This window comes from Corallococcus sp. NCSPR001, assembly GCF_017309135.1.
Taxonomy (GTDB): Bacteria; Myxococcota; Myxococcia; order Myxococcales; family Myxococcaceae; genus Corallococcus.
Genome location: NZ_JAFIMS010000002.1, coordinates 3,422,705 through 3,445,314, shown reverse-complemented (window position 1 = coordinate 3,445,314; position 22,610 = coordinate 3,422,705). Strand labels below are relative to the sequence as shown.

Sequence of the window (22,610 nt, the reverse complement as noted above, 5' to 3'; positions counted from 1 at the left end):
CGGGCGACGAGGAGGCCCCCCATGGGCGAGACGGTGGATTACGAGGCGGGAATCCGGGAGCTGAAGCGCTCCATGAACGCGGTCATCCTGGCGCACTACTACCAGGAGAGCGAGGTGCAGGACGTGGCCGACTTCGTCGGTGACAGCCTGGCGCTGGCGCAGGCGGCGGCGCGGACGGAAGCCGACGTCATCGTTTTCTGCGGTGTGCACTTCATGGCGGAGACCGCCAAGATTCTGAATCCCAGCCGACAGGTGCTGCTTCCGGACCTCAAGGCCGGCTGCTCTTTGTCGGACCGGTGCCCGCCCGCGGCCTTCAAGGCGTTCAAGGACAAACACCCGGACGCCTTCGTGGTGTCCTACGTGAACAGCTCCGCCGCGGTGAAGGCGATGAGCGACGTCATCTGCACGTCGTCCAACGCCGTGCGCATCGTGAACCAGATTCCGAAGGACCGCCCCATCCTCTTCGCGCCGGATCAACACCTGGGCCGGCACGTGATGAAGCAGACGGGCCGCGACATGGTGCTGTGGCCGGGCAGCTGCATCGTCCATGAAATCTTCAGCGAGAAGAAGCTCGTGGGGCTGAAGGTGGAGCACCCGGACGCGGAGGTGGTGGCCCACCCGGAGTGCGAGCAGCAGGTGCTGCGGCACGCGGACTTCATCGGCTCCACCAAGGCCATCCTGGATTACGTGGTGAAGAGCCCGAAGAAGAAGTTCATCGTGGTGACGGAGGCCGGCATCCTCCACCAGATGAAGAAGGCCGCGCCGGACAAGACGTACATCCCGGCGCCGCCGGACAACGGGTGCGCGTGCAACGAGTGCCCGTACATGCGCCTCAACACGCTGGAGAAGCTCTACCGCTGCATGAGGGACCGGACGCCGGAGCTGGTGCTGCCGGCGGACCTGCAGCACGCGGCGCTCGCCCCCTTGCAGCGGATGCTGGAGTGGTCCGCCTGAGCGAAGCAGGGGCGCGGGGACTGTCGCCCGCGTCCCACGTTTGGCAACTCGCGTCTTGCGGACGGCGGGCCCAAGTGCCATGGAAGGGACGTGGCCTTCCGATTTCTCGCACTTCCCGCCCACCGGCTGGTGGACTTCCCCAAGACCCTGCCGGACGAAGAGCGCCTCGAGCCGGACCTGCCCCCGGTGCACGAGGCCGTGGAGCGCGCCCTCGCCGGCGCCGAGTTCCGCGACCTGAAAGCCCGCGACCGCCTGCGCGCCCTGCTGCAGGGGGACCGGCCCCCGGCCCTGGGCTCGCCGGGCAAGGGCTTTGGCCCCAGCGCGGTCTTCGCCCAGCCGCCCCAGGACCTGCCCGCGCTGCTGCGCCTGGCGGATGAGCTGGAGCTGATGGCCCGCCGGGAGGCCGGCGAGCGCGCGCTGGTGTGGAAGTGCGGCCAGTGCGGCGCCCGCTACGCGGTGCCGGTGGCCCTGGTGCGCCAGGTGTCCATCCGCTGCGAGCGCTGCGGCAACCCGGTGCAGCTGTCCTCGCAGGAGAGCCTGGGCGAAGAGGCCCTCATCGACCCGTTCCAGGGCGCGGTGAACACCAGCCGGCACGAGCTGGCGGCCTTCTTCCGCGAGGCCATGGCGCGAGGCTGGCCGGTGCTCGTGGCCGAGGGTGGAGTCCCTGCCCCGCGCGGGCGCTCCTCCAGCCCGGCGGCCTGAGCCACCGCAGCCGGTGTTCCCCACGGGGGCCCTTTCACGGGCCCCCTTTTCGTTTCAGATGAAGATGCCGGCGGAGGCGTCGTTGCGCGCCTCCTGGAGCTCCTGCGTGGCGGGGCGGCCGCGCAGCGCGTCCGTCACCTGGCGCGGCGCATGACGGCCCGAGCACTTGGAGCACTCGCACTTGCCGCGCTTGCAGGTGCAGTCCGCCTTGCTGCCGCAGGAGCACTTCGCCGTCAGCAGCCGGTCCAGTTCCTCCAGCGGGCGCGGCGCGTCGTCCTGCTTCGCCTCCGGGGCCGGCGTCTGGGGCGTGGTGCCCTTGGACGCGGCGGCCTTCGCGTGGGCCTCGCAGGCCTGGGCGCTGGTGGGCAGGAGCCAGAGGCCTCCCAGCAGCAAACCCGCGGTCATCAACGTCGCGCTGCGTGCCATGTCCGCTCTCCTTGGCGAAGGCCCGGGGAAGACTGGGGGGAGGCGCCCGCCGCTCCGGCCTATAGCGCAGGGCATTCCCCCTGCCAAGGCATTCGCACGCACCTTTGCCTACCCGTCGACAGAGCCCACGGTGCCCACGGTGCGCTCGCCCGGCGCGGGGGCGCGCGCGTACAGTCCGCGCCCTCCTGCCCGTGACGAACCGAACTGTCCGCATCGCCTTTGTCGCCGCGCTCGTCCTGGGGGCGCTCCCGCTCTGGGTGTCGCGCCTCCTGCCCATGGTGGACCTGCCGCAGCACCTGTACCTCATCTCGGTGCTGCACCGGCTGGACGACCCGACGACGCTCTACCCCACGCTGTTCGCGGCGCGGCACGAGCTGACGCCGTACCTGGGCTACTATTACCTCGTCAGCGCGCTCAACTGGCTGTTGCCGCTGGAGCTGGCCAACCGCGTCTTCCTCACCGCGTACGTGGTGGGGATGCCGCTGGGCATGGCCTTCCTGTTGCGGAGCCTGGGCCGGCCGTCATGGCCCGCGCTGCTCACGCTGCCGCTCGCGTACGGGGACAGCTTCGGCTGGGGCTTCATCAACTACCTGGCGGCCCTGCCGCTGACGCTCGTGTGCTGCGGCCTCTTCGTGCGGACGCTGACGGACGCGCCCCGCCGGACGCGCTGGGGCGTGGGGCTGGCGGTGTGCCTGGTGGCGGTGCTGCTCTTCCACGTGCAGGCCTTCGGGTTCCTGGCGTTCGGGCTGCCGTGGCTGCTCTTCACCACGCCGGTGCCGGAGGACGCGGCGGCGCAAGGCGTCGTGGCCCGGCTGCGGCCTCGCGTGCCGGCGCTCCTGGGCGTGGTGCCCGGCGTGACGCTCTTCCTGTCGTGGGTGGTGCTGCGCTTCGGCAACCCGCCGGACATCCAGCCGGGCGCGCCGTGGAAGGCGTGGGGGCCCACGTTCTCGCCGCAGAACCTGGCGTGGAAGGGCTTCGAGCAGAACCGCGCGGAGTTCTTCCAGGTGCTCGCCAATACGTTCCACGACGGCTCGGACCGCTGGCCGCTGTACGCCGTAAGCGCGGTGGCGGTGGCGGGCTGGGTGCTGGGGCTCGTGGGGCCGGGGACGCGCCGCGAGGGCATGGTGGCGCGCTGGAGGCTGCTGGGGCTGGGGCTGCTGGCCCTGGCGCTGTACTTCCTCCTGCCCTTCGACATCCGGGGCTACGTCTACTACCTCAACACGCGCTACGCGCACCTGGCTGCGGCGCTGCTGGTGGCGAGCATGCCGGCCGCGCGCGCGGAGTGGCGGCGGCCGTTGGGGCTCGCGGCGGCGGCGAGCGCGCTGCTGCTGGCCTTCGTGATGGGGCGCGGCTTCCAGCGCTTCTCCCAGGAGGCCCGGGAGCTGGAGGCGCTGGCCGAGCTGGCCGCGAACCGGCCGAGGGTGATGGGGCTGGTGTTCGACCCGCGCTCCAGCGTGGTGCGCTTCCCCGTCTTCATCCACGCCGCGGCGGTGGTGGCGCGTGAGCGCGGCGGGGTGCCCAACTTCACCTTCGCCACCACGCCCCACTCGCCGCTGCGCTACCGGGGGGAGGTGCCGCCCACCTTCCCCTCCGAGTGGCGGCCGCAGGAGATGGACTACGCGACGCAGGGCCGCTGGTACGACCACTTCCTGGTGCGCGGGGCGCATCCGTCGCGCGTCTTCGGCGCGCGGCTCCAGTCGGAACTGGTCATCGTGGGACAGAGCGGAGGGAGCTGGCTGGTGCGGCGGCGGCAGGGCGTGAAGTAGAAACCCGGCGCATGAGCCCTGCCTCCACCGAGCCCCGTCCCCTGCTGGATGCGTTGCGCGCCGGCACACCCCTGCCCGCCTTCCCGGAGGCGGACGTCGCCCGGGCCCGGAGGCTCGCGGACGACGTGGGCGCCGCGACACCCGCGGCCGTGGAGGCCCTGCCCGAGGCCCTGGCGGGCGCGGTGCTGGAGGCCGCCGTGCTGGCGGGCCAGGTGGCGCTGCCGGAGGCCCTGTCCGCTTCGCCGGTGAAGCCGCTGGCCAAGGCCGCGAAGAAGGCGCTCTACCGGCTGCGCTCGCGCGGCGTCACCCCGGCGGAAGCGCCCAGGGAGGCGGCCCCGGCGCCGGCCCCGGAGACGCTGCCCACGCTGGTGACGGTGGTGTCGTCGGCGGGGCAGTACGGCCTGCTGCTCACGCGCGTGGTGCGCGGCGGCGTGGAGCTGCTCCAGGTCATCGCGTCGGATGAGCAGGGTGTGCTGGAGCTCACCCGCACCGAGCAGAGCCGGGGGGACATCCGCCGCATCCTCAAGCACGGGCTGAAGAACGGCTTCGGCATGGAGGTCTCCCGCGAGGAGGGAGCCCGGCTGCTCGCCGAGGCCGCGGCCCTCAACCTGCGCACCCGCACGCCCTTCCCGCCGGACCTGGAGGCCGCGCTGCGCCACCACGGGGTGCATCCCCAGGAACCCGAGCCCCTCCCCGCCCCCGAGCCCGACGACGTGCGCCGCGCCCTGGAGGGCGATCAGCTCCACGCGACGCCGGAGATGGCCGAGTGGATGCCGCCCGAGGAGCAGATGCAGAGCCTGATGGAGCAGGTGCAGGCGCTCGCTTCGAGCCCGCTGGCGTTGAGCGGGCCCCAGCGCCAGCAACAGGTGCGGCAGAAGGTGCTGGATGCGGCCAGGGCCTTCTTCACCCCGGAGGTGCGCCAGCGCTACGCGCGCCGCCTGTGGCGCATGGCGGCCTTCTTCGACGCGACCGCGCGGGCGCTCCAGGCGGACATCGCGAGGGGCGAGGCGCGGCGCCTCTTCCACGGGCTCGACGAGCCCTTCTCGCTCTTCGCGGAGACGCTCTTCGCCAAGGTCGTGGTCCTGGCCGCGGCGGGTGCCCAGGCCCAGGCGGCGCAGGGCGCCCCGGCCCCCGAGGCGCCTCCCGCCGCCCCCACGGGCGAGCGGCGCAGCCCCGGCGGCCTCATCCTGCCCTGACAACGCTTTCGGGGCCGGCGGGAGGGCCCGCGTCCCGGACGCCTCGAAGGCGCCCCGGGAGCGGGCCCGCTTGCGTCAGAGCTGCTCCGTGCGGGCGCACAGGAGCAGGTCCAGGTTCTCCCGCTCCCAGGCGAGCGCCCGCTGGTAGTCGTGGAAGCGCTTCTCGTGCTCCATCAACTCCGGCGGGTGGATGCAGCGCCGGCCGTCCTCGCCCCGGCGGGCGCGGTAGACGTGGTGCAGCATCTCGTGGAAGACGATCCACTCCACGAAGTACCGGGGCACCAGCGGCTGATCCAACGCCGGGTGGATGCGGATGACCTTCGAGTCCGCCGAGTACGAGCCCATCTTGATGCTCTTGCGAGGCCCCTTCACCCGGGGCGCCGGCCCGTAGGTGATGGCCGCGTCGATGCGGCTCTGGAAGTAGCGCTCGTTGAGCCGCTCATAGATGCGGCCGAGGTCGTGGTAGCGCCCCACCGGGGACAGCCGCAGCCGCTTGCGCATCTGCGCCGGGGACAGCCGGCGGATGAAGATGCGGTTGCGCTCGATGTAGCGGTCCAGGAGCGCGCTGGCGTCCGGGTCCCCCTTGCGCACGAAGCTCGCGAGCGCCTGGAGCACGTCGTCCGGCGCCGCCAGGAACATGTGGTGCAGCCGCAGCCGCCACAGCGCCCGCTGGCGTTGGAACGTCAGCATCGTGTGGGTGTTGTCGTGGATCTCCACCGCCACCTTCCCCCGCAGCCGCGTGCGCAGCCGGCGCTCCAATACGCGCCGCCACACCTTCACCAGTCGGTTGGGCTCTGGGGCGACCGGGAGCTGCCGGGCCACCCTCCCCGCGGGGTAGGTCCTCTGTCGGTTGATGTTCTTCTGCTTCTTCGCGCGAGCCATAGAGGGGCCGGAGTCTACGGACCCCTCTGACATGTGTAAACGCGCCCGCTTGGTGGAAAGCCAAGGAATTCCAACGACTTAAGGGCACTCAAGCTTACCCGGTCCTACGTGTCCTCCGGGGGGTGCGGATGCCGCATACGCGTAAGTCGCCGTGCCAATTAGCGCCGCCTGCGGCATGGGACCCGGAGCGTCTGGAGTTCCCCGGTTACAGGTCGGACGTTGTAGGTCTCGATACCCCGAGGTGCACGCTTTCCCGGGCAGGTGTACTGGACGCGAAGCGGGCCGGGAGCCAGGGCGACGACCTGGTTGATGGGCAGCTTTCCGCCCCCCGGCCGGCCGAGCACGGTGCGCACCGGGGCCTCGAAGCGGACCTCCACGGTGGCGGGGGGTGGGGGCTCGGTGGGGACCGCCGTCTCCACGGAAGGCGGGGTCGCGGCTTCGGTGCCCGCCGCGGCCACCGCGACTCCCGCGTCCGGCGGGCTCGCGGCGGTGTCCGCGAGGGCGGGTTCAACGGGCTGCTGCCGCGCGGTGGGGTCCGCGAGGGCGGGTTCAGCGGGCTTCGTCGGCGCGGCTTCGGCCGCGACAGCAGCGGGTGGCGTGGGCGCCTTCACGGGAGCCGTTCCCTGGGGACCGGGCCGCGCCGGGCCTCCCGCCGGAGACCCCTTCATGGGCGCGGGCGGCGCCTGCGCTTCCGGACTGAAGAGGCCCATCATCCACGCGAGCCCCAGGCCGAGCACGGCCACGAGCACCACGCCCGCCACCACCAGGATGGCTCGCGAGCGCTGGGGCGACCGGGAGGCGTCGAGCGTGTCGGGCCCCGCGTCGTCGTGGTTCTCGTCCTCGTCGACGGGCGCGCGCACGGCCCGCCGGGGCGGTGGCCTTCGCGGCGCCTGGAACCCGATGGTGGACTCGTCGTCGTCCGGGTCTCCGGTCGTGACGGGCGTCGGGTCCGTGAGGCTCACCCCGGAGGGTCCCGGGTCGGTGTTGAAGCGTTCGTCGTCCTCGGGTGAAGGACGCGGCGGCGGCCGGATGTTGCGAGCCCCCGGGTTTCCGGACGGCGCGGAGCGGTTCGCATCGCTGGACGCCGAGGCGCCCCGTCGCGGGCCCGGAGGCTGCGACACACGTCCGTCGTCGCCCATGCGCCGGGGGCCCGAGGACAAAGGCTCGGACCGGCCGTCGTCGCCCATGCGGCGAGCACCAGAGGACAGTGGATCAGACCGGCCATCGTCGCCCATGCGGCGAGGGCCCGAGGACAAAGGCTCGGACCGGCCATCATCGCCCATGCGCCGGGGGCCCGAGGACAAAGGCTCGGACCGGCCATCGTCGCCCATGCGCCGGGGGCCAGACGACAGCGGCTCGGAGCGGCCGTCGTTGGCGGACGCCATGCCCGAGCGGCGCGGGCCAGGGGGCGGCGTCGCGGCGCGCCCCTCCGGCGAGCGGCGCGCCGTGGGCGCGAACGGATCATCCCCGGCACCCGTCCCACGAGGCATGGCCACGCCAGAAGACGGACGCCTCGAACGGTCTCCCCCGCCCCGCTCTCCCGAGCCGGAGCGCGCGGTGGCCTCCGAAGGGCCGCGCCGCGCGGGTGCGGGCGTGGGCGCGACGGGCCGGGGACGGCGCGCGCGCAGCGGCACGGTGGAGTCGCCCTCGTCGTCCTCCTCCTGCGCCTCCTCCTCGTCCCAGGCCTCCGCCTCGAACACGGGCTCCAGGTGGCGGCGCGGAGAGGGAGCGCCGGGCATCGTCCCGACCGCGGTGGACTCGCCGTCATCGTCGTCGTCGTGGCCCGAGGGCAGGTCGCGCGGCCGCGCCATCTGCGTCTCCGGCTCCCCCTCTTCCGCGTCCCAGGCGCGCAGCGCCGCGGATTCCGCGGTGGGCCTGCGCGCGGGAGGCCGGGACACCAGCCCCACGGGCGTCAGCGCCGAGGGCCCCCGGGGTGGCGACGCCGTCCCGCCCAGCGGCAGCGTGCGCGCGCCCGTGTCCTCGTCGAGCGGAGACGTGCGCGACGACGTGTCCTCCACATCCGACAGGGGCAGCGTGCGCGCGGCGGTGTCCTCCGCGTCGGCCAGGGGCAGCGTGCGCGCGGCGGTGTCCTCCGGCAAATCCGGCACCGGAGGCGGCAGCGGCGTGCGCAGGGACGGCAGCGGCAGGGTGGCCTCGTGCCGGCCCGCGCGCTTCGCCGGGGGGATGTGGAGCACCGTGCGCTCCTCCTTCGCCCCCAGCAGCCGCGCGATGTACCCCACCACGTCCAGGCTCTGCTTGAGCACGCCGGACGCGAGGAACGCCTGCAGGTCGTCGCGAACTTCGGAAGCACGCTGGTAACGCTGGGTGCGGTCCTTCACCAGGCACCGCATCACGATGCGCGACAGCGCCTCCGGGTAGTCCGGGCGCACCAGGTGCGGCGGCGGCGGCTCCTCGTAGCGGATGGCGTAGAGGATGCCTTCCGTGGTGGGGCGGTGGAAGGGCTGCTTGCCGGTGGTGATTTCGTAGAGCATCACCCCCAGCGCGTAGATGTCCGCCCGGTGGTCCAACCGCTCCTGGAGAATCTGCTCGGGGGAGAGGTAGAGGAACTTCCCCTTGATGACGCCCGGCTTGCTGCGCTCCATGAACGCGCCGGCCTTGGCGATGCCGAAGTCGACGAGCTTCACGCGCCCGTCGTAGGAGATCATCACGTTCTGCGGAGAGACATCCCGGTGGATCAGCTCCAGCGGGCGCCCATCCACGCCGCGGCTGAAGTGCGCGTGGTCCAGGCCCGCGGCGATGGCCGCGCAGATCTTCGCCGCGACGCCGTACGGCATGGACGCGCCGAACTTGAACTCCTCCGCGAGCACGCGGCGCAGGTCCACGCCCTCCACGTACTCCATGCAGATGAAGATGTTGTCGCCCTCGATCCCCAGCTCGTGCACCTGCACGATGTTGGGGTGATGGAGCTGGGCGGCGATGCGCGCCTCGTCCAGGAACATCTGGACGAACTCCGGCTCCTCGGAGAGGTACGGGAGGATCCGCTTGATGACCACCAGCGTCGGGTCCGGCGGCTTGTGCGCCAGGAAAAGCTCCGCCATCCCACCCAGCGCGAGGCGCTTGATGAGCAGGTATCTGCCGAACGGGGTGGCCGTCTGGGGCGAGCTCAAGGACTTGGAAGGTGCGGGCCGCGGGTGGAACTTTGAAGCGTGTCCGGAGCCTACCTGCATTCCCGCCCCGGGGGGAGCCGTCCGACCCGCCCGGCGCGGGACTCTAGGCAGGCCCGGCCGGGCACGCGAACTTTCGGGCCCCGGCCCCTGAAACACGACCGCCCCCCAGGGCACGCGGGCCCTGGGAGGCGGACTTGGGAAAGCGTCAGGCGGAAAGGCGGATTACTGCGGGGCCGCCACTTCGCCCGGCAGGTCTTCGCAGCCCTGCGGGATGAGGGTGTAGGTGTAGCGCTGGTCGGTGCCCGGCACGCCGCTGTCCCGGTCATTGTCGCCGCAACCGGTGATGTCGGAGCTGCCGTTGGTGCAGCCCGCGAACGTGTAGGTGTCCCAGACGCCGCTGATGCCGTTGGGGAAGGTCACCGCGCCGCCATCCAGGGCCGCCTTCTGGAAGTCGCAGCCCTCGAACGTGCCGCCGTCGCTGAAGGTCCGGGAGCGGGTCTTGTCGTGGTAGACGAGGATGCCGCCGGTGACCTCGAAGCCGTAGAAGAGGGTGCCCGCGTCTTCCTTGTCCAGGCGCTGGAGCTGGGAGGGCTGCGGGTTGGTCAGCGTGAGCGGACCGGCCAGGTGCACGCGCGTGCCCACGTAGGGCGCGGTGGCCTGGGCCGCCGCGAGCGACGCCTGCAGCTGCTCCGCCGTCACCTCGTTGGCCGCCGGCCGGGCGTCGATGCCCGCGTCGGACTTCACGGTGATGTTGAGCTTCTGGTTGTTGCGGTAGTCGTTCGCCAGGTGGTGACGGCGGCCGCTAAACGGCTGGTAGTTCGGCTCGGTGCCGAAGAAGCCCTCGACGTCGATGGTGTTGCCCGGCTGCGGACGGTAGGTGTCCGGCACGTCGTCATAGAACTTGGTGATGTAGAGGCCCTCCGTCGGAGCGGCCGGATCCGTCACCCAGAAGAACGAGCGCCACTGCTTGCCGTCGTTGCCCAGCTTCTCGTAGTCCACGTCGGTGACGACCACGTTGCGCAGCGTCGCCTTGGTGCCGAACGACAGCTTGCGCGTCGCGGCGATCTGGTTGGCCGTGCCGGCGTCGCCGGTGCCCGCGTCAGAGCCCGCGTCGGTGTTCGTGCCCGCGTCAGAGCCAGCGTCGGTGCTGCAGACGCCCGTGCAGCCGGCGTCGGGGGTGGGAGTGGGGTTGTCGTCGTCACGACCGCCACAGCCGGCCGCTGTGGCCATCGCCGCGGCAGCCAGGAGGGCCGCGGCGCCCAGCTTCGTGCGCAGTTCCATTTGAAATTCTCCGGGGGGTGAAGGGCGCCGAGGTGGTTGAAGTCCGACGCCGGTCGGGCTGAGGATTCAGGCCCTTATACCGGTGGCTGACTGGGGCCGGCAAGGAACGGACCGAAGCCCTGTCCGTGACATCGTCGTCAATTCAGGAATAGGTGGATCATGCTGCCGCGCGACACGTTTCTTCATGGGCTGAAGCCCACGCTCCACATCGCGCACCGCGGCGGAGCGCTGCTCGCGCCGGAGAACACGCTGGAGGCCTTCCAGCGCGCCGTCCACACGCACCGCACGGACATGCTGGAACTGGACGTGCACCTGTCGCGCGATGGTGAAGTCATCGTCGCGCACGACGACACGCTGGAGCGCTGCACCGACGGGGAAGGTCCGCTCGCGGCGCTGACGCTGGCGGAGCTGCGCAAGCTGGACGCGGGCCACCGCTTCACGCCGGATGACGGCCGCACCTTCCCCTTCCGGGGCCAGGGCGTGCGCCTGCCCACGCTGCGCGAGGTGCTGCGCGCCTTCCCCACCCTGCGCCTCAACGTGGAGCTCAAGCCGGACGTGCCGGGCGCGGAAGAAGTGCTCGCCCGCCTGCTGACCGAGGAGGAGGCCCTGGGCCGCGTCTGCCTGGGCAGCGAGCAGGACGTCATCGCGGAGCGGCTGTACGAAAAGCTGCCGGACGCGTGCCACTTCTACCCCCGCGACGCGCTGGCCGCGTTCGTCCTGGCGCTCAAGGCGGGCGAGGCGCCGCCGGAGGACGCGCGCTTCCAGGTGCTCGACATGCCGCTGTACTTCGGCGAGGTGCGGCTGGTGGACGACGTGCTGCTCAAGGCCGCGGCCGAGCGCGGCAAGTGGATCAACGTGTGGACGGTGGATGATCCGGCGGAGATGGACCGGCTCATCTCCGAGCGCATTGGCGGCATCATGACCGACCGGCCGGACCTGCTCCGCCAGCGAATGGACGCCTCTGGAAAGCCGGGTTAAGCCTTCGGGCTCCATGCCCCGCTCCACCGCCCGCGCGCGTCCGGCGACGTCCCGCACCGAGCCGCCCTCGACCCCGGCGCCGCCTCCGGCCGACGCCGAAAAGAAGCCCGCTCGCAACGCCCTCAAGCTCAAGGTGAAGGTGCCGCGCGCCAAGCGCTTCGTGGCGCTCGCGGGCAACATCGGCGCGGGCAAGACGACGGCCGCGAAGCTCATCAGCCAGGGCTTCGGCTTCGAGCTCTTCGACGAGCCCGTCATCGACAACCGCTTCCTGCGTGACTACTACGGCGACATGTCGCGGTGGTCGTTCACGCTGCAGCTGGAGTTCCTCATCCGGCGCGTGGAGCACCACGAGCTCATCCACTCCGTCAGGAAGAGCTGCGTGCAGGACCGCACGCTCTACGAGGACCCGGAGATCTTCGCCAAGTACCTGCACGGCCTGGGGCACATGACGAACGCGGAGCTGGACCTGTACTACGAGTACTTCCAGCGGCTGTCGCGCCACATCGTGCGGCCGGACAAGGTCATCTGCTTCGACGTGCCGTCGGAGGAGGTGCTGCTCCAGCGCATCCGCACGCGCGGCCGCGCGGAGGAGAAGGGCATCGGGCGGCCCTTCCTCAAGGGCCTCAACGGCTACTACGCGGGCTTCCCCCAGGTGCTCCAGGAGAAGTACGGCGTGGAGTGCCTGGTGGTGGACGTCTCCAAGTCGGACATCCGCAAGGGCGCGGGCCGAGAGGAGTTCATGGACCGCGTCTCCGCATTCCTCGCCTGACGCGGCGCTGTTTCGTGGCACGCTCGGTCGCGCCATGCACGACCTCAGCCCCAAGAGCCCGCGCGACTCCGAAGTGGTGATGACGCAGCTCATCCTCCCGCCGGACGCCAACAACCTGAACGCCGCGTTCGGCGGGAAGGTGATGCAGTGGATCGACATCTGCGGCGCCGTGGCCGCCCAGCGCCACTGCCGTCAGGTCGTGGTGACGGCGTCCATGGACGACCTGCACTTCCACGCCCCCATCCGCGTGGGCTGGATTGCCCTCCTGCACTCGCGCGTGCTCGCGGCGTTCCGCACCTCCTTGGAGGTGGGCGTCACCGTGCACGCGGAGAACCCGCTCACCGGTGAGCGGCACCTCACCACCAGCGCGCTCTTGACGTTCGTCGCGCAGGGCCAGGATGGCAAGGGCGTGCCCGTGCCGCCGCTGCTCCTGGAGTCGGACGCGGAGCGCCAGGCCTTCCAGGAGGCGGAGGCCCGCCGCGCCCAGCGCCGCAACCGAGGCCAGGGCGAGCAGAACTGGATGAAGGTGATGAAGCCCGTGGCCGGCGCCTGAACGCACGAAGGGCCGGGGGCACGCCTGCCTGGCGTCCCATCCCGGCCCTTCTCACACCCTGAGTCGGCGAATCAGGTGGTGAACGACGTCCCGCAGCCGCAGGACGACTTGGCGTTGGGGTTTTCGAACTTGAAGCCCGCGCCGGTGATGCTGGTGACGTAGTCGATGTGCGTGCCCGCGAGATACTGGGCGCTCAGCGCGTCGGTGGCGATGGTGACGCCGTCCTGCTCCCACGTCTGGTCGCCGGCCTTCGTCTCCTTGACGAGGTTCAGGTCGTAGCCCAGGCCGCTGCAGCCGGAGGGCACCACGCGGATGGAGAAGAAGTAGCCCTGGAAGCCCTGGGCCTGGATGACCGTCTTCACCTGGGCGATGGCGGCGGCCGTCAGGAGGACGGGCGCGGAAGCGGCGGGCTGGGAGGCCGGCGTGGTGCCGGCGACGGCGGTAGAAGTATCCATGTGCTTCATCTCCTCGTAGACGGCGCCTCATAACGCCCTGGCGCCAGAAAAGCCAAGGGACCTGACGGGCCCCTTCCCGGCTCAACAGAAGATAACCCCCATGCCCATCCCTGAAATCACCCCCGCCGAGCTGGCCCGGCGCCTGGCCGGCCCTCCCGAGTCACGCCCCGTGCTGGTGGATGTGCGCTTCCCGCACGAGCACGAGTGGGTCGCCCTGCCCGGCTCGGTGCTGATGCCCCTGCCGGAGCTGGAGGACTTCCACGAGCAGCTGGAGTCCTTCCGGGGCCGCCCCGTGGTCGTCTACTGCCACCACGGGGTGCGCAGCCTGGACGGCGCCGCGTACCTCATCGACCGGGGCCTTCAGGCCGTGTCGCTCCAGGGCGGCATCGACCTGTACTCGCGCACCGTGGACCCGGCCCTGCCGCGCTACTAGCTACATCGCCGTGTCCAGGTTGAGCGTCTGGTCGGTCACCTCGCTGGGGCTGACCTTCGCCTCGAACGTCACCGGTTCCTTCAGCTTGGCGCCGCGCAGCTCCAGGATGTGCTTGCCCTCCATCAGCTTCAGCGTCGTGCTCGCGTTCCCGATGAGCTGGTTGTTCCGGTAGACAGACAGGCCCGTCACATTCTTGGGCAGGATCTTCAGACGGAGGGTGCCCTCCTTGAAGCTGCGCTCGAAGGTCTTCAGCTCGCCGGGCTGGCCGAACGCGAGCTCCTCCGAGTCCTCCAGGTAGATGCCCTGGGCGTCGTTCTCCAGGATGAGCGTGTCCTGCAGGTGGGCGCCCTGCACGCGCGTGAGCGGCGCGGTGCCCAGCATCGTCACCGGCTCCGGGCTGTTGCAGCGCTCTGTGTGCCGCACGGACACCTTCACCGGCTGGTTGGTGTTCACCGTGAGCCACACGCCCTGCGCGTCCGCGGCCTTGGACGTGAGCGCCAGCATGATGGGCTCGCGGAAGAGCACGACCATCGCGAGCACGCCCACGACGAGGCCCACCGTCACCAGCGCGCGGACGCTGCCACCCCGGGCCCTCGGCGGCTCCGGCAGCGCGGGGGCGCTGGAGCGCGACGGGCGGCGCTCGCCGGAGTCCTCGTCGTCCACCGGCGGGGCCACCGGGCGCGGGCGCGGGGCGTCCACGCGGCTGGAGGTGCGGCGGCGCGGCGGATCCAGCGCGGCCTGGCTGGTGCTGGTGCGCCGTCGCGGGGGCGGCGGCGCGGGCGCGGGCTCCGTCTCCGGATCATCCTCCGGGGGCGGCAGGCGCGTGCGCTCGTCGTCCTCCAGCTCCATGCGGTGCACGCCCGAGCGCGAACGCATGGGCGGCTCCGACACCGGCGCCCCGCGCGACATCGTGCGCCGGGGCGGCGGGACGTCGTCCACGGACTGGCTGCGCAGGTCCGAGCGCGAGTTCGTGCGGGCGATCTGCGTCGCGTTCGGGTTGCTGGTGGACGTGCCGCGGCGGGCGGCCGGCTCCGACACACTGGAGCGGCGCCGGGGCTGCGGCTCCACGCCGGTGAGCGACGGCGCGTCGTACTCGTTCGGATCCTCCGCCAGCGCGGGCGACATGCCCGTGGCGCGGCGGGGCGCGGCGCCCGTGCGGGTGGAGCCGGCCCGCGAGCGCTCGCGCGACTGCGAAGGCGACTCGCCCGGAGGGGCGTCCCAGCTCATGTCCGGGGGCGGCCGGGGCGGCGAGGTGTTGGAGTCCTCGCCCACGGGCACGAACTGGCCCTGGCGCAGCTCCTCCTCCAGGCGCTCCGCGAAGAGCGTCTTCATCAGCTCCGAAATCTGCCCGGAGGTGACGAGCCAGCGCTCGTTGACGAGCAGCTCCTCCAGCGCCATCTGGAACTCGCGCGCGTTGTCGTAGCGGTCATCCGCGCTCTTGGCCAGGGCGCGCATCACCACGTGGTCCATGTCCCGGGGCACGTCGGCCACCTCGGACGGGGACGGGATGGCGCACTCCATGGCCGCCTGCAGCGTGGCCAGCTCCGAGTCCTTCTTGAGCGGCCGGTGCCCGGTGAGCATCTCGTACAGCACCAGGCCGATGGCGAAGATGTCCGCGCGCCGGTCCAGGTGCTTGCCCGCGGCCTGCTCGGGCGCCATGTACGCGAACTTGCCCTTGATGGCGCCGGACTTCGTCATCGACGCCTGATCCGCGGCCTTCGCGATGCCGAAGTCCACCAGCTTCACCGAACCATCGAAGCTGATCAGGATGTTCTGCGGGCTGATGTCGCGGTGCACCACGTTGAGCGGCTGGCCGCGGTCATCCGTGCGGCTGTGCGCGTAGAAGAGGCCTTCGCACGCGGACGCGACGATGCGGATGGCCAGCGGACGGGCGATCCACTGGTTCATCCCGCTGGCCTTGCGCATGACCCGGCCCAGGTCCTCGCCGTGGATGAACTCCATGGCGATGTAATAGGTGCCGTTGGCCTCGCCGAATTCGTAGACCTGCGCGATGTTCGGATGGTTGAAGCGCGCGGCGATCAGCGCCTCGTTCTTGAACATCTCCACGAACTCGCGGTCCTCCGCGAGGTGCGGGAGGATGCGCTTGACGACGAGTTCCTTCTGGAAGCCTTCGATGCCGGTCTGACGCGCAAGCCAGACTTCGGCCATGCCGCCCGTGGCGAGCTTCTTGAGGAGCTGGTATTTCCCGAATGCTTGAGGGTTCATCCCGGGGACTCCCCGGGGGGAGCGGGCTCAGTGAAGGGTGACAGGGCAGCGCATCTTAGGGGACAGCGGTCCATGAGGCAAAGCCGCAGGGACACCTTGCTGGGGTGGGTCGTCATGACCTGCCTGCTGGCCCTGCATGCCGTCGCGGCTCCCGCGGCGGATCAGATCAAGGTCGAGCGCAAGGGGGAGCTGCTGTCCCTCTCCTGGCGGGACGCGGAGGACCAGCTCAGCGGCGTCCTCACCCCCGCCGTCCCCCGCCCGGGCGAGCCCCTGCGGTTGACGCTGTCGGTGGGAAACCTCCAGGGCCCCCCCTTCCAGGGCGCCGTCACGGTCGCGTTCTCCCGGGAAGGCGTGCCGGGCCAGGTGACGCGCACGCTGACGCGCGACGCCGTGGGTTGGAGCACCGAGTTCGTCCCCGACGAGGCCGGCGCGTGGGACGTGGACGTGCGCTTCCTCACCACCCGCCCCAAGGCGGCCCACGCGCGCTTCACCGTGAGCGAGCCTCCTGTTCCACCCAGGGTCTGGCGCGTGCTGATGGCCATCGCCGGAGGGCTCCTGCTGGCGCGGGTGCTCCACGCCGTCACGCGGCGAGGCGTCACGCCGGAGCACCCCATCCCTCCCCTGCCCCAGGCGCCCCTGGAAACCCCGCCGGAAGGTGGATCCGCCCCGCCGGCGGACCCGCCCGCTGATCGGTAACACCGCCCTTCTTACAGTCCGGCGTTACAGCCATGCGGGCCCCCGGGAGGGAAAAAGTCTTCCCAGGTTGGGGCCCGTCACGGCCACGTCACGGGGCATCCACCCCGCGCGCCGCTTCCGGATGTCCGGCAGTGCACGTCAATGCCCTGGGCACCGGGGTTGCACAGGGGAGCAGGCGTCGGGTCGTACGGCGTGGGGCATTTCCGGGGCGGGGAGACATCGGGCATGGGCGGGACGGGGCTGGAGGAAAAGGGGTGGCGGCGCGGACTGCTCGTCGCGGTCCTCCTGGGCCTGCCGGCGGTCGCGAGCGCGGCGCCGGAACCGGACGAGGACACGGCGGCGGAGGGTGTGGACCGGCCGCTCGAGGTCTCCGGGGACGACGACGCGGACAAGCCGCGGGACGGGACAGGGGACGCGCTGGAAGGCGCGGTGGCGCAGGCGATGCCAGGCGGCTCGCAGGGGCCCGTCATGGGCTCGCCGGAGCAGGTGGCCGAGCCGAACGCGCCCGTGCCGGACGCGGCGGTGCCGGGCAAGAAGAAGAAGAAGGACACGGGCCCCAAGGCGGACACGCTGGGCGAGGCGCCCGCCGAAGCGGACAAGGTGGACGACAAGGGCGGGCCCCAGCAGCGGATCCGCGTGTTCGGCCGCGTGTTCGCGCGCGGCGCCGCGGACGAGCGCCAGAAGTACGAGCGCGACCTGGGCATCGAGTCCGCGCGCGTGGGCGTGGCCGCGTCGCTGTCCAACCTGGAAGCGGAGGTGAGCGCGGATCTCGCCTCCAAGACGATTCTGAAGGACGCGTTCGTGCGGCTGGCGGACGACGACAAGCGCCTGCGGCTGTACGCGGGCCGCTTCAAGTCACCCTTCCTGCAGCGCTCGCAGGAGTCGGCGTGGCGGCTGCCCATCCAGGAGCGCGGCCTGGTGGAGGACTACCTCACGGAGACGAACGCCCTGGGCGGGCGGCGGCTGGGCGTGATGGGCGAGATGCGCCTCAAGGAGGCGTGGGGCCTGAAGTTCTCCGCGGGCCTCTTCGAGGGCGGCGAGGACTCCACGGGGAAGCGGCTGAGCGAGGACGGCTCCGCGCGGCTGAGCATCCGCCCGTTCAAGTTCCTCACGCTGGGCACGAGCACGTACCTGACGCAGGTGATTGACGGGACGAAGCAGTACGCGACGGCGGCGGACGCGGAGGTGAACCTCTGGGGGCTGTCCGTGACGGGCGAGGCGGCGGTGGGCCGGCTGGCGTTGGGGCCGTTCCAGTCGCAGTCGGTGCTGGCCTACTGGACGGTTCCGGTGGGCCGCGAGGGGTGGGCGGTTCAACCGGCGGTGGGGGCGGAGGCGCTGCAATTGCAGGGTGGCATCCAGGCGGAAGGGCATTCGGTGACGGGGGGCTTCAACGTGTTGTTGGCGGATTCGTTCAAGGCGCAGGTCCAGGCGGAGCGGGCGCTCCGGCCGGGGGACGTGGCGCCCGCGCTCGAGCTGTCGGTGCAGCTCGCCACCCGCTTCCGTTGAGGAGACACCTGGGATGATCTCGTTCGCTGAAGGCGAAGTGACGAAGCTGCGGCGTGAATTCAAGCGCGTGCTGGAGGCCCCGGACGCCAAGGCGGTGTGCGCGAGGCTGTCGCAGGAGCTGGGGGGCTACCTGCCGCCGCCCACGCGCATCGTGTCGGTGTACTTCGACAAGCCGGGCCATCCGCTGGCCCGACGCGCGGTGCTCACGCCGGACGACTGCCTCAAGGTGAGGACGAAGGAGTACTCGCCGGACGTGGGCGCGGCGGGCCGCGAGCGCGTGGTGCTGGAGGTGAAGCGCGAGCACCGCGGGCTCACCCAGAAGCGGCGCGTGTGGGTGCCTCGCGCGGAGCTGGGCCGGGCCATCAAGGGCGGCGTGAGCCTGTTGCCGCTCATCGCGGGGGGCAGCCTGTCGCCGGTGCTGGCGGTGACGTACCGGCGGCACGTGTACCAGGTGTCGCAGGAGTGGCGCGTGACGGTGGACCGGGACATCGGCTTCCACGCCGTGTCGCCGGAGCTGGCCCTGTCACCGGTGGCGCTGACGGTGGAGCGGCTGGGGCTGCCCGTGTGGGAGGACTCGCGGGTGGTGGTGGAGGTGAAGCACCTCGGGGCGGCGCTGCCCGAGTGGCTGGCGGCCCTCAATCCGGGGGGCGCGACGGCGTACAGCAAGTTCGCGGAGGGCATGGCGCGGGTGCATGCCTTCTCATCAGGTGGCGTTGGCGTTGGGGTCGTAGGGGGTTAGGGCACCGTGTTCATCGATTTCGAAGGCATTGACGGCAGCGGCAAGACGACGCTGTCCAACCTGCTCGCGTCCCGGCTGAAGCGGCTGGGCTACAAGGTCGCGCACGCGCGCGAGGGAGGCGAGCTGCAATCGCCCACCGCGCGGCGCATCCGCGACCTGACGCGCGACGCGCGGCTGCTGGAGATGGGCCCGCGCGCCGAGTTCTTCCTGAACCTGGCCCGCGACGCGCAGCAGCTGGAAGAGGTCATCGCGCCCGCGCTGAAGCGGGGCGAGGTGTGCATCACCGACCGCTACCTCTACTCTCAGCTGGCGCTGACGGGCGGCGGGCGGGGCCTGAAGGAGGAGCAGCTCCTGCCCTCCTGCGAGCTGGCGTCGCAGGGGCTGTGGCCGGACCTGGTCATCCTGGTGGACGTGGACCCGGACCTGGCGCGGCTGCGCAAGCGGCTGGGCAAGGTGCAGAGCGGCAAGGTGAACGACGCGGACAGCCGCAAGGGCCTGGTGGGCGCGGGGCTGGCGGTGCGCGTGCGCGAGGCCTTCCTGGCGCAGGCCCGGAAGGACCCGACGCGGTGGATCATCCTGGAGAACAATGATCAGCCGCTGCGCGTGCTGGAGCAGCGCCTGGTGGAGGCCGTCGTGGCGCGGCTGGAGGGCCGTGAGCAGCCGGTGCAGCGGCTGGTCCCCGCCCCCACCCCGCCGGCGCCGGGCGCGGTGTGCGTGGACGACGTGGAGGAGCGCTTCTTCCAGGCGGTGGACGGCCTGGAGGCGCGCGAGCCGCAGCTGGCGGCGTGGCTGCTCAACGGCATCCCGGGTCTGCCCGCGCACCAGCGCCGGCTGGCGTACGCGGAGCGGCTGCCGGGGCTGGTGGCGCGCAGCCTGAATGGACTGGATGACGACACGGCGTGGACGCTGCGCGACGTGCTGTCGGCGAGCGTGCCGGTGGACGTGGCGGAGGGCCTGGGGTTCGTGACGTCCCCGCGCTCGCACGCGCTGCGGCAGCGGCTGTACGCGCAGGCGCCGGCGGCGGTGCTGGAGGGGCTCAAGCGCCAGGACTCGCCTGAGGCGTGGGCGCTGCGCGAGCGGGGCCTGAAGGACGGTCACCTGGCGGCGGTGCTCCTGGGCCTGGCCGGCGTGGACGGCGAGGAGTCCTGGGTGGTCCGCGAGGCGGGCATGCAGCGCAAGCTGTACTCGGAGGTGGCGCGCAGCCTGGGCGGGCTGAATTCCGAGCGCGCGGAGGCGCTGCGCGAGGCGCTGATTCCGCACGACCGGCTGGCGGTGCTCAAGAGCACCACGGGGCTGGAGACGCCGGTGGCGGTGGGCCTGCGCGAGCAGTTGGAGAAGGGAGCGCTGAAGCTGGTGCTGCGTTCGTTGACGGGCGTGGACACGCCGCGAGCCTGGGCGATGCGTGAGAGGGGCGCGCAGTCCACCAAGGAGGCGTTGGACTCCGTGGACGGGATGGACTCGCCGGCCGCGTGGAAGCTGCGGGCCTCCGCGGCGCGCCGGTGGCCCGCGACGGTGGTGTCGTCGATGCGCGGGTTGCCGCTGGTGGCGGAGACGCGGGCGCTGCTGGAGCGCATCCTGGAGGAGCAGGCCGGGAAGCTGCCGGTGCTGCGCAACGCGTACGCGGTGGTGGCGCACGCCCGGGCGCTGGAGCAGGCGCAGCGGCCGGCGCGGGCGCTGGCGGAGACGCTGAGCGTGGACGCCGGGCGGCAGGAGGCATGACGCCCATGGAGGGTCCGTTCGGAGCGCTGTTCCAGGACGTGGAGCAGGAGCTGCAGGCGCTGTCGATGGGGGCCATCCTCCCCCGGCTGGTGGCGGCGGCGGTGATTGGCGCGCTGTTGTCGTCGCGGCCGTGGCGGATGTTGACGGGCAAGCCGCTACCGAAGGTGGAGATGGTGCAGGCGCAGATTCTCCTCTGCGCGGCGGCGGCGGTGATTACGGCGGTGATTGGCAACAGCGTGGCGAAGGCCTTCGGGCTGGTGGGCCTGGGCGGGTTCGTGCGGTTCCGCTCGGGGCTGAAGGACCCGCGGGACGCGGCCATCCTATTCCTGGTGATTGGCCTGGGCATGGCGTGCGGCCACGGGAACCTGGTGCTGGCGTGCGTGGGCACGGGGTTCGTGGCGGTGCTGCTCTTCGTGTTGGATTTGTTCGAGAAGAAGGCCGTGGCGACGAAGGAGGCAAAGCAGCGGCTGGTGGTGTCCGCGCAGGCGGACGACCTGGTGCGAGCGGAGGCCACGCTGAGGGCGGCGCTGGGCGAGCGCAACGTGATGGTGAAGAGCTGCGCGATGGATTTCTCCGCGCGGCGCGTGGAGCTGGAAGTGGAGGAGCCGGAGCCCGGAAGCCTGGCGGCGGCGTTGGGACGGACGGAAGGGGCGCCCTTGCGGGGCCTGCGGTGGACGGCGGTGAGCGCGAAGGGCGCGCGGGAGGAGACGGTATGAAGTTCAGGAAGCTGGCGGTGCTGTTCGCGGCGTGCGGAGCCATCGCCGCCTGTGGTGGAGGCGGGGGCAGCCTGCCGACGGGGAATGATCCGGGCGCGCCCACGACGAACCCGGACGGCACGGTGGACCTGCCGGGCAACGCGGTGGACCCGGACAAGGGCGGCGGCACGAAGCCGGATCAGCAGGCGGAAGTGACGACGCTCTGGCCGCTGACCACGGGCTCCACCTGGACGTACCGCATCACGGATGACGTCGAGGGCGTGTTCGACAAGGTGGTGACGGTGCAGGGGCCGGAGACGGTGCCGGGCACGACGATGACGGCGGTGAAGGTGCACAGCCGTCAGGACCGCACGAAGTCCGGCACGGTCTACGAAGAGAACTCCTGGCAGCTGGAGCTGACCAACGGCCTGGTGGTGCGCCTGCGCGAGGAGGACGTCACGGACGGCCTGCCCACGAAGGCGACGACCTGGTCCCCGGCGATGATGAAGTCCCTGGCGGCGACGCCGGCCTCCGTGCCCTGGGAGCACCAGGATCAGGTGCGCGAGCTGATCACCTACGCGGCGGGCGGAACCGAGGGCAAGGACCCGAAGTACGTCTGGAAGGTGCTGGAGAAGGACGTCACGGTGACGACGCCTGCGGGCACGTTCACGAATGCCATCAAGGTCCAGCGCGACAAGCTGAACAAGAGCGGCGAGGTGAAGGAAGAGAAGCAGCGCTTGTACTGGCTGGTCCCCGGCGTGGGCAAGGTCCGCGAGGACGGGGAACGCCTGGAGGAGCTGGTGTCCTACGACGTGAAGAAGCCGTAGGCCGCTGATTCATCTGGATGGGATTGAGGCCCGGGTTGGCGCGAGGACTGCGCTGGCTCGGGTTTTAATCATTACCGGAGCACCACTGCGAACTCATCCCCTGCCGCCACATAAACTCATTCCACAGCAAAGAAGACCCAAAGGGCAATCTCAAGCCCCATACGCAATTCCTCCAACACCACTCAAGACATCAAAAAGCTTCGCCCTACCCAAACCCCGAGACATCTCAACCTACCAACCCAGCTGCACTCCACCTGCCCACCGCCGCCCACGCGAACCAAAAAACCAACTCATCCGACATCAATCAAAACATACTCACCACTCACCAACCTCCCCTCCCCTCCCCCCTCTCCAACGTCACAGGGAAACTCACCATACCTAAGATACTGCCAATACGAAAACACCGAGTTCCCAAACTCCCTCTCTTCAAAATCATCCAGCCCCACGACCCCCATCAACGCAGCCAAGACAACCACACACCGGACCTGCGGCTGGAGCCGAATGTTCCCCAATGTAAACGCCGCCTCAGCAACAGCATCACTCAGTAACTCAACCTCCCACCTCTGCGGGACTTCAGAGAAATACGACACAAGAAGAAGACTTCCATTCGCCCCAACCCGAACACGCAGCCCGCGCACAGCAGGCGACACCACTCCCAGCAGCGCAATCATCAACTGAA

Annotated in this window: 21 protein-coding genes; 14 read left to right on the top strand and 7 right to left on the bottom strand. The window is 71.1% G+C overall.

Going from position 1 to position 22,610, the window contains the following annotated elements:
• Positions 1-21 precede the first annotated feature (21 nt).
• The gene (gene nadA, locus JYJ93_RS15990) at positions 22-954 is read left to right on the top strand and encodes a quinolinate synthase NadA (protein ID WP_206792244.1); all 933 of its coding nucleotides are present in this window, start codon (positions 22-24) and stop codon (positions 952-954) included.
• Positions 955-1,044: 90 nt separating this feature from the next.
• Complete coding sequence (locus tag JYJ93_RS15985; protein ID WP_206792242.1) at positions 1,045-1,656, top strand: hypothetical protein; 612 nt, start codon at positions 1,045-1,047, stop codon at positions 1,654-1,656.
• A 54-nt stretch (positions 1,657-1,710) separates the two neighbouring features.
• Here JYJ93_RS15985 and JYJ93_RS15980 read toward each other — a convergent pair whose 3' ends face one another.
• Positions 1,711-2,082 (bottom strand): metallothionein, encoded by a 372-nt coding sequence (locus JYJ93_RS15980; protein ID WP_206792240.1) that lies wholly within the window; start codon positions 2,080-2,082, stop codon positions 1,711-1,713.
• Between the two features lie 191 nt (positions 2,083-2,273).
• Between JYJ93_RS15980 and JYJ93_RS15975 the strand changes: the two genes are divergently transcribed.
• Together JYJ93_RS15975 and JYJ93_RS15970 are read left to right on the top strand one after the other, a co-directional pair.
• Entirely contained in the window at positions 2,274-3,848 is a 1,575-nt protein-coding gene (locus JYJ93_RS15975) for a hypothetical protein (protein ID WP_206792238.1), read from the top strand.
• A gap of 11 nt (positions 3,849-3,859) precedes the next feature.
• Positions 3,860-5,044 (top strand): hypothetical protein, encoded by a 1,185-nt coding sequence (locus JYJ93_RS15970; RefSeq protein ID WP_206792236.1) that lies wholly within the window; start codon positions 3,860-3,862, stop codon positions 5,042-5,044.
• 75 nt (positions 5,045-5,119) lie between these two features.
• On the opposite strand, the gene JYJ93_RS15965 is transcribed toward JYJ93_RS15970, so the two are convergent.
• The 3 genes from JYJ93_RS15965 to JYJ93_RS15955 all read right to left on the bottom strand — a co-directional run bounded on the left by JYJ93_RS15965 (position 5,120) and on the right by JYJ93_RS15955 (position 10,335).
• A complete protein-coding gene (locus JYJ93_RS15965) occupies positions 5,120-5,926 on the bottom strand; it encodes a hypothetical protein (RefSeq protein WP_242543825.1) in 807 nt (268 codons plus the stop codon).
• A gap of 158 nt (positions 5,927-6,084) precedes the next feature.
• Positions 6,085-9,054, bottom strand: a complete 2,970-nt coding sequence (locus JYJ93_RS40060) for a serine/threonine protein kinase (protein WP_242543824.1) — start codon at positions 9,052-9,054, stop codon at positions 6,085-6,087.
• A 222-nt stretch (positions 9,055-9,276) separates the two neighbouring features.
• Positions 9,277-10,335 carry a hypothetical protein gene (locus JYJ93_RS15955; RefSeq protein WP_206800721.1) on the bottom strand — a complete coding sequence of 353 codons (1,059 nt, stop codon included), beginning with the start codon at positions 10,333-10,335 and terminating at the stop codon, positions 9,277-9,279.
• A 159-nt stretch (positions 10,336-10,494) separates the two neighbouring features.
• Between JYJ93_RS15955 and JYJ93_RS15950 the strand changes: the two genes are divergently transcribed.
• From JYJ93_RS15950 to JYJ93_RS15940, 3 genes are read left to right on the top strand one after another with little or no spacing between them, the layout of a single operon-like run.
• Entirely contained in the window at positions 10,495-11,313 is an 819-nt protein-coding gene (locus JYJ93_RS15950) for a glycerophosphodiester phosphodiesterase (protein WP_206792235.1), read from the top strand.
• A 13-nt stretch (positions 11,314-11,326) separates the two neighbouring features.
• Positions 11,327-12,082: a deoxynucleoside kinase gene (locus tag JYJ93_RS15945; protein ID WP_206792233.1), complete on the top strand. Its 756-nt coding sequence runs from the start codon at positions 11,327-11,329 to the stop codon at positions 12,080-12,082.
• A 34-nt stretch (positions 12,083-12,116) separates the two neighbouring features.
• Positions 12,117-12,635 (top strand): acyl-CoA thioesterase, encoded by a 519-nt coding sequence (locus tag JYJ93_RS15940; protein WP_014398245.1) that lies wholly within the window; start codon positions 12,117-12,119, stop codon positions 12,633-12,635.
• A gap of 71 nt (positions 12,636-12,706) precedes the next feature.
• Here the strand turns inward: JYJ93_RS15940 and JYJ93_RS15935 are convergent, their stop codons facing one another.
• Positions 12,707-13,090 carry an iron-sulfur cluster assembly accessory protein gene (locus JYJ93_RS15935; protein WP_206792231.1) on the bottom strand — a complete coding sequence of 128 codons (384 nt, stop codon included), beginning with the start codon at positions 13,088-13,090 and terminating at the stop codon, positions 12,707-12,709.
• A 100-nt stretch (positions 13,091-13,190) separates the two neighbouring features.
• On the opposite strand from JYJ93_RS15935, the gene JYJ93_RS15930 reads away from it, so the two are divergent.
• The gene (locus JYJ93_RS15930; RefSeq protein WP_120592508.1) at positions 13,191-13,523 is read left to right on the top strand and encodes a rhodanese-like domain-containing protein; all 333 of its coding nucleotides are present in this window, start codon (positions 13,191-13,193) and stop codon (positions 13,521-13,523) included.
• Here the strand turns inward: JYJ93_RS15930 and JYJ93_RS15925 are convergent, their stop codons facing one another.
• On the bottom strand, positions 13,524-15,749 hold the full coding sequence (locus JYJ93_RS15925; protein WP_206792229.1) for a serine/threonine-protein kinase: 2,226 nt from the start codon (positions 15,747-15,749) through the stop codon (positions 13,524-13,526).
• Positions 15,750-15,863: 114 nt separating this feature from the next.
• Here JYJ93_RS15925 and JYJ93_RS15920 point away from each other — a divergent pair, with 114 nt between their 5' ends.
• From JYJ93_RS15920 to JYJ93_RS15895, 6 genes are all read left to right on the top strand, one after another.
• Positions 15,864-16,445, top strand: coding sequence for a hypothetical protein (locus tag JYJ93_RS15920; RefSeq protein WP_206792227.1), 582 nt, complete (start codon positions 15,864-15,866; stop codon positions 16,443-16,445).
• Between the two features lie 225 nt (positions 16,446-16,670).
• Complete coding sequence (locus tag JYJ93_RS15915; RefSeq protein ID WP_206792225.1) at positions 16,671-17,951, top strand: hypothetical protein; 1,281 nt, start codon at positions 16,671-16,673, stop codon at positions 17,949-17,951.
• A 13-nt stretch (positions 17,952-17,964) separates the two neighbouring features.
• Positions 17,965-18,690: a VTC domain-containing protein gene (locus tag JYJ93_RS15910; protein ID WP_206792223.1), complete on the top strand. Its 726-nt coding sequence runs from the start codon at positions 17,965-17,967 to the stop codon at positions 18,688-18,690.
• A 6-nt stretch (positions 18,691-18,696) separates the two neighbouring features.
• Positions 18,697-20,409 carry a dTMP kinase gene (gene tmk, locus JYJ93_RS15905; protein ID WP_206792221.1) on the top strand — a complete coding sequence of 571 codons (1,713 nt, stop codon included), beginning with the start codon at positions 18,697-18,699 and terminating at the stop codon, positions 20,407-20,409.
• 5 nt (positions 20,410-20,414) lie between these two features.
• The gene (locus tag JYJ93_RS15900; protein ID WP_206792219.1) at positions 20,415-21,125 is read left to right on the top strand and encodes a DUF4956 domain-containing protein; all 711 of its coding nucleotides are present in this window, start codon (positions 20,415-20,417) and stop codon (positions 21,123-21,125) included.
• The gene (locus JYJ93_RS15895; RefSeq protein ID WP_206792218.1) at positions 21,122-21,931 is read left to right on the top strand and encodes a hypothetical protein; all 810 of its coding nucleotides are present in this window, start codon (positions 21,122-21,124) and stop codon (positions 21,929-21,931) included. Before JYJ93_RS15900 ends, JYJ93_RS15895 begins: the two co-directional genes overlap by 4 nt.
• A 290-nt stretch (positions 21,932-22,221) precedes the next feature.
• Here JYJ93_RS15895 and JYJ93_RS15890 read toward each other — a convergent pair whose 3' ends face one another.
• Entirely contained in the window at positions 22,222-22,602 is a 381-nt protein-coding gene (locus JYJ93_RS15890; protein ID WP_206792215.1) for a hypothetical protein, read from the bottom strand.
• Between the last annotated feature and the right edge of the window lie 8 nt (positions 22,603-22,610).

Excerpts from the sequence above, each read along its gene's own strand:
- nadA (WP_206792244.1), top strand. The coding sequence starts at position 22 with ATGGGCGAGACGGTGGATTACGAGGCGGGAATCCGGGAGCTGAAGCGC.
- JYJ93_RS15980 (WP_206792240.1), bottom strand. The coding sequence starts at position 2,082 with ATGGCACGCAGCGCGACGTTGATGACCGCGGGTTTGCTGCTGGGAGGC.
- JYJ93_RS15970 (WP_206792236.1), top strand. The coding sequence starts at position 3,860 with ATGAGCCCTGCCTCCACCGAGCCCCGTCCCCTGCTGGATGCGTTGCGC.
- JYJ93_RS15965 (WP_242543825.1), bottom strand. The coding sequence starts at position 5,926 with ATGGCTCGCGCGAAGAAGCAGAAGAACATCAACCGACAGAGGACCTAC.
- JYJ93_RS15955 (WP_206800721.1), bottom strand. The coding sequence starts at position 10,335 with ATGGAACTGCGCACGAAGCTGGGCGCCGCGGCCCTCCTGGCTGCCGCG.
- JYJ93_RS15950 (WP_206792235.1), top strand. The coding sequence starts at position 10,495 with ATGCTGCCGCGCGACACGTTTCTTCATGGGCTGAAGCCCACGCTCCAC.
- JYJ93_RS15945 (WP_206792233.1), top strand. The coding sequence starts at position 11,327 with ATGCCCCGCTCCACCGCCCGCGCGCGTCCGGCGACGTCCCGCACCGAG.
- JYJ93_RS15940 (WP_014398245.1), top strand. The coding sequence starts at position 12,117 with ATGCACGACCTCAGCCCCAAGAGCCCGCGCGACTCCGAAGTGGTGATG.
- JYJ93_RS15935 (WP_206792231.1), bottom strand. The coding sequence starts at position 13,090 with ATGGATACTTCTACCGCCGTCGCCGGCACCACGCCGGCCTCCCAGCCC.
- JYJ93_RS15930 (WP_120592508.1), top strand. The coding sequence starts at position 13,191 with ATGCCCATCCCTGAAATCACCCCCGCCGAGCTGGCCCGGCGCCTGGCC.
- JYJ93_RS15925 (WP_206792229.1), bottom strand. The coding sequence starts at position 15,749 with ATGAACCCTCAAGCATTCGGGAAATACCAGCTCCTCAAGAAGCTCGCC.
- JYJ93_RS15920 (WP_206792227.1), top strand. The coding sequence starts at position 15,864 with ATGACCTGCCTGCTGGCCCTGCATGCCGTCGCGGCTCCCGCGGCGGAT.
- JYJ93_RS15915 (WP_206792225.1), top strand. The coding sequence starts at position 16,671 with ATGGGCGGGACGGGGCTGGAGGAAAAGGGGTGGCGGCGCGGACTGCTC.
- JYJ93_RS15910 (WP_206792223.1), top strand. The coding sequence starts at position 17,965 with ATGATCTCGTTCGCTGAAGGCGAAGTGACGAAGCTGCGGCGTGAATTC.
- JYJ93_RS15900 (WP_206792219.1), top strand. The coding sequence starts at position 20,415 with ATGGAGGGTCCGTTCGGAGCGCTGTTCCAGGACGTGGAGCAGGAGCTG.
- JYJ93_RS15895 (WP_206792218.1), top strand. The coding sequence starts at position 21,122 with ATGAAGTTCAGGAAGCTGGCGGTGCTGTTCGCGGCGTGCGGAGCCATC.
- JYJ93_RS15890 (WP_206792215.1), bottom strand. The coding sequence starts at position 22,602 with ATGATTGCGCTGCTGGGAGTGGTGTCGCCTGCTGTGCGCGGGCTGCGT.